Consider the following 4,790-nt stretch of genomic DNA (forward strand, 5'->3'; position numbering starts at 1 on the left):
CGCCGCCGCCGCCGGCCGCACCGGCTCCCCGGACGGCCCCGCGAGCCGCCGGAACCGGCCGCCGGAGGCGTCGGCGAGCCCCCGGGCGGGTACGTCCGATCGGTCGGGTCGATCGCCGCGGGACCGGCGGGCCGCCGGTGAGCCGGCGGCCCCTCCGGACGCCGGCGAGCCGTGGTCGGCCGCCACCGGCGGCCCCATCGACATCGGATAGTGCGGGACGGGCTCCAGCCGGGGCGCGTGAGGAGGAGGAAGCGTTACATGGCCCTGACCATCGGCGTGGATGTGGGCGGCACGAAGGTGGCCGCCGGGGTCGTCGACGACCGGGGGACGATCCTGGAGAAGGTCCGCAGGCCGACTCCCTCGACCAACCCCAGGGAGACCGCCGAGGTCATCGCCGAGGTCGTCGACCTGCTCAAGGGCAAGTTCGACGAGGTGACGGCGGTCGGGCTCGGCACCGCGGGCTTCGTCGACGGGACCCGGTCCACCGTGCTGTTCGCGCCCAACCTCGCCTGGCGCGACGAGCCGATCAAGGAGAAGGTCGAGAGCCTGGTCGGTCTCCCGGTCGTCGTGGAGAACGACGGCAACGCCACCGCGTGGGGCGAGGCCAAGTACGGCGCCGGGCGCGGCGAGAACTTCATCGTGCTGGTGGCGCTCGGCACCGGCATCGGCGGCGGCATCATCCTCAACGGCGAGCTCTACCGGGGCCAGTTCGGCATCGGCGCGGAGATGGGCCACTTCCGGGTCGTCCCGGACGGCCGGCGCTGCGGCTGCGGCAACCGGGGCTGCTGGGAGCAGTACGCCAGCGGCAACGCGCTGGTGCACGAGGCCCGCGACCTGGCGCGGGTCGCCCCGGCGATGGCGGGGCGGCTGCTGGAGCTCGGCGAGGGCCGGCCGGAGGGGATCAGCGGGCCCGAGGTGACGCAGGCGGCCCGCGAGGGCGACAAGGCCGCGCTGGAGTGCTTCCGCGCCGTGGCGCACTGGGCGGGGCAGGGCCTCGCCGACCTCAGCGCCATCCTGGACCCGGGCGCGTTCATCATCGGCGGCGGCCTCTCGGACGCCGGCGACCTCCTCCTCGACCCGATCCGGGCCTCCTTCGGGGACGCGCTGACCGGCCGCGGGCACCGCCCGCTGCCCGACATCCGCATCGCCGAGCTGGGTTCGGCCGCGGGCATCGTCGGCGCGGCCGACCTCGCCCGGGTCAGGCCCCTGCAGGACGCGGTCGTCTGACCGCCGCCCGGCGGGCGAGGAACAGGGGAGGAACAGGGACGTGACGTCCGTCCGCGTGCTCGGCTACAACATCCGGTCCCTGCGCGACGACCCCGCCGCCGTGGCCCGGGTCGTCCGCGCGATCCGCCCGGACGTGCTGTGCCTGCAGGAGGTCCCGCGGTTCCGCGGCTGGCGGGCCAGGCGCCGCGCCCTCGCCGCGGACTGCGGGATGACCGTGGCGGCCGGGCGGCGGGCGTGCGGGCTGGCCGTGCTCGCGGCGCCGGGCGTGCGGCCCGTCCGCCGCGAGTTCCACCTGCTCAGCCGTGCCCCCGGGCTGCACCGGCGGGGGCTGGCCGTCGCCGTCCTCGACCTCGCCGGCGGGCGGCGGCTCATCGCCGCCTCCACCCACCTGGACCTCGTGGAGGGCCCCCGGCTCCGGCACACCGGGGAGATCCTGGACCTGCTGGACCGGGCCCGGCGCCGGTACGGCGCCCCGGTGGTGCTGGCCGGCGACATCAACGAGGAGCCGGGCGGGCCGTCCTGGGCACTGCTCGCCGGCCGCTTCCAGGACGGCTACGCCGTCGCGCCCGACGGCGGGGAGCTCACCTTCCCGGCCCGCGGCCCGAACCGGCGCATCGACGGCGTGTTCGCCGACGCCGGCATCGGGGTCGCCGGCTGCGGGGTGCCCGGCGGCGACGCGGCGCCCGAGGCCGACTACGTCCTCGCGACCGACCATCTGCCGCTGCGGGCCGACCTGCGCCTGCCCGGCGCCTGACCCCGGCCCCTCCGCGCCGGCCGCCAAGCGGCTGATCGGGTCAGGCCCTCGGATCAGACCACGGTCAGACCACGGCGCCGTCGTCGGGATCGCGCGGCTCGTCGCCCATCCGCAGGACCAGTGTCACGAACCCGCCGATGAACGCCGCGACCGCGAGGAATGCGGCCCAGCCCGGCACCTCCCAGTCGAGGATCACCGTCACCAGCAGGTAGACGGGCCCGCCGACCAGCGCGATCCAGGCGCCCTTGGTCAGCGGGTCGGCGCTCGGCAGCGGCGGGGGCGGCGGCGGGACGTAATGGCCCCCGTCATCGTCGTCGTCCGGGGGGAGCTCGGCGACGTCGGCCGTGCGGACCACCCGCGCGCGGGGCAGCCGGCCCGTCCGGTCGTCGCCCTCGCGCGGCGGCGCGGCGGGCTCCTCGATGTTCTCCTGCTCGGGCCAGGGGACCTCGCCGTCGGGGGCGGTGTCGAACCCGGCGACGATCTCGGCCCAGATGGCGTCCTCGTCGAGCCCCGGGGGGCCGCCGTCCTGGCCGGGCTCGTCGCCCACGGCCGTGTCGCCCTCGTCCAGGGGGCCCTCCTCGCGGTGGGGCTCGCGGGCGCCCTCGCGGTGCCCGTCCAGGTGCGCCTCGCGGGCGGCGGACTCGGCGAGGTCGGTCTCGGGACGCTCGGCGCCGTCGCCGCGGGCGCCCGCGTCGCGCAGCCGCGTCAGGTGCGCCCGCAGGATGCCCTCGGCCGCCGGCTTCAGCTCCACGTCCACGTACAGCCGGTCGAGCGGGTCGCCGGGCGCGGGCTCCACGGCCGGGTCGGCGGCGATCGCGTAGGCGGCCACCCCGGCCTCGCCGAGCGCCGCGAGCATCGCGTCGGCCAGGTGGGGGGCGAGATCGACCAGGGGGGCGTAGGCGTCGGCGGACAGTCCATTGCCACGGCGATTCACGGGGCCGGCTCCTTCGACGACTGCGGCGTGACCGACAGCACCGGCATGACGGCCTCCGCTCCCCGATAGACATGTGCCCGGTCGCGCCTGCGGTACACGGCGGCACCGCCCGGCACCCCGGAGGGTGTGTCCCACGGTATTCGCTGCGCCGCCCTGGACAAGCCCCCGGGCCCACCCGATTGAGATTTCGCTGAAGAGCCTACGTCGCTCCGCGGGCGGGGCGCGCCGGAGCGCGCGGCGCGGCCGGGGCGATGAGGTGGGCCGCCGGCCGAGGGGATGCGAAGATGTCCCATCATCTCCCCCTCGGGGCGGGGACTCGGCTTGCGGCCGCAGGCGCGCGCGGCCAGGGAAGGTGTCGGCATGCTGTGGTTCTGGATCCTCCTGAGGATCGTTCTGTCCCCCATCATGTACGTCGTGTGGTGGCCGCGGAACCAGGGCATGCGGAACGTCCCCCGGCGCGGTCCCGCGCTGCTGGTGAGCAACCACCTGTCGTTCGCCGACCACTTCTTCGGGCCGCTGCCGCTGCTGCGGCCGATCTTCTTCATCGGCAAGGGCGAGTACTTCACCGGCCGGGGCGTCAAGGGGCTGATCAACAAGGGCTTCTTCACCGGCGTCGGCGTGGTCCCCGTCGACCGCACCGGCGGCGACGCCGCCGAGGCAGCGCTGCGGACGGGCCTGCGGATCCTGCGCGAGGGCAAGCTGCTCGGCATCTATCCCGAGGGCACCCGGGCGCCCGACAACCGGCTCTACCGCGGCAAGACCGGCGTGGCCCGGCTGGCGCTGCAGTCGCGCGTCCCGGTGATCCCGATGGCGATGATCAACACGTTCGAGCTCATGCCGCCCGGCCGGGCCCTCCCGCGGCTCGGGATCCGGCCCGGCGTCCGGTTCGGCGCCCCGCTGGACTTCTCCCGCCACTACGGCCGCGAGGACGACCACGAGGTGCTCCGCGAGATCACCGACGAGATCATGGGGGCGATCCGCGCGCTGTCGGGCCAGGAGTACGTCGACCGGTACGCCGCCGAGGTCAAGGCGGAGACGGCGGGCGGGACCGCCCGCCCGGCGGAGGACGACGACGGGATCACGGGCGCGGGCTGACCGCGCGAGGGGCGGCGGTACGGGGGCGGCGGTGACGGCGAGGACGGGGTCCGGCGGCGGGACCGGGCTGGAGGCCGCCCTGTGGCGGGCCGTCGCGGTCTACCGCGTCGCCTCGCTCGGCTACGCGGCGGTGCTGATCGTCCGGGACTTCGGCGGCTACGCGCGCCCGCTCGGCGGCTGGATCGTGCTCGGCGTCATGGCCGCCTGGACGGCCCTGTCGGTGCCGGCCTACCGCGACCGGCGGCGCCGGGGCGGGCCGCTGCTGGCCGCCGATCTCGCCGTCGCGGCCGGCTGCGTGCTCGCCACCGCCTGGGTGCAGACCCGCGGCGAGATCTCCGCGGGCCATCCGACGCTGCCGGTGTCGTGGGTCGCCGCCGCCGTGCTGTCCTGGGCGGTGGCGGGGGGCCGCCGGGCCGGGCTCGCCGCCGCCGCCGTGATCGCCGCGACGAACCTGGCGCTGCACGCGATCGCCGGGACCGGCGGGGTCACCGGCACCACGTTCAACGGGATCGTGCTGCTGTTCCTCGCCGGCCTCGTCGTCGGGCACGTGGTGCGGCTGGCGCTGGAGGCCGAGGCGCGGCTGGCCCGCGCCGTGGAGCTGGAGTCGGCCACCCGCGAGCGCGAGCGGCTGGCCCGGCGCATCCACGACTCGGTGCTCCAGGTGCTGGCGATGGTGCAGCGGCGCGGCGGCGAGCTGGGCGGCGAGGCGGCCGAGCTGGGCCGGCTCGCGGGCCAGCAGGAGGCGGCGCTGCGCGCGCTGATCGGCACGGCCCCGCCGGT

5 protein-coding genes are annotated in these 4,790 nt (G+C 76.7%); 4 read left to right on the forward strand and 1 reads right to left on the reverse strand.

The window, feature by feature from the left end; all coding sequences use genetic code 11:
• Positions 1 to 258: 258 nt before the first annotated feature.
• Positions 259 to 1,227, forward strand: a complete 969-nt coding sequence (locus E1291_RS39315) for an ROK family glucokinase (protein ID WP_131743099.1) — start codon at positions 259 to 261, stop codon at positions 1,225 to 1,227.
• 40 nt (positions 1,228 to 1,267) lie between these two features.
• The gene (locus E1291_RS39320; RefSeq protein WP_131743100.1) at positions 1,268 to 1,981 is read left to right on the forward strand and encodes an endonuclease/exonuclease/phosphatase family protein; all 714 of its coding nucleotides are present in this window, start codon (positions 1,268 to 1,270) and stop codon (positions 1,979 to 1,981) included.
• 64 nt (positions 1,982 to 2,045) lie between these two features.
• Here E1291_RS39320 and E1291_RS39325 read toward each other — a convergent pair whose 3' ends face one another.
• Positions 2,046 to 2,915, reverse strand: a complete 870-nt coding sequence (locus E1291_RS39325) for a hypothetical protein (protein ID WP_131743101.1) — start codon at positions 2,913 to 2,915, stop codon at positions 2,046 to 2,048.
• Between the two features lie 360 nt (positions 2,916 to 3,275).
• Between E1291_RS39325 and E1291_RS39330 the strand changes: the two genes are divergently transcribed.
• On the forward strand, positions 3,276 to 4,010 hold the full coding sequence (locus tag E1291_RS39330) for a lysophospholipid acyltransferase family protein (RefSeq protein WP_207401190.1): 735 nt from the start codon (positions 3,276 to 3,278) through the stop codon (positions 4,008 to 4,010).
• 31 nt (positions 4,011 to 4,041) lie between these two features.
• Positions 4,042 to 4,790: DUF5931 domain-containing protein (locus E1291_RS39335; protein ID WP_242614662.1), on the forward strand; the 749-nt coding region annotated here is incomplete at its 3' end.

It is taken from the genome of Actinomadura roseirufa, assembly GCF_900659635.1.
Lineage (GTDB): Bacteria > Actinomycetota > Actinomycetes > Streptosporangiales > Streptosporangiaceae > Spirillospora > Spirillospora roseirufa.

Coding starts and splice junctions, on each gene's coding strand:
- E1291_RS39330 (WP_207401190.1), top strand. CDS start 3,276: ATGCTGTGGTTCTGGATCCTCCTGAGGATCGTTCTGTCCCCCATCATG.
- E1291_RS39315 (WP_131743099.1), top strand. CDS start 259: ATGGCCCTGACCATCGGCGTGGATGTGGGCGGCACGAAGGTGGCCGCC.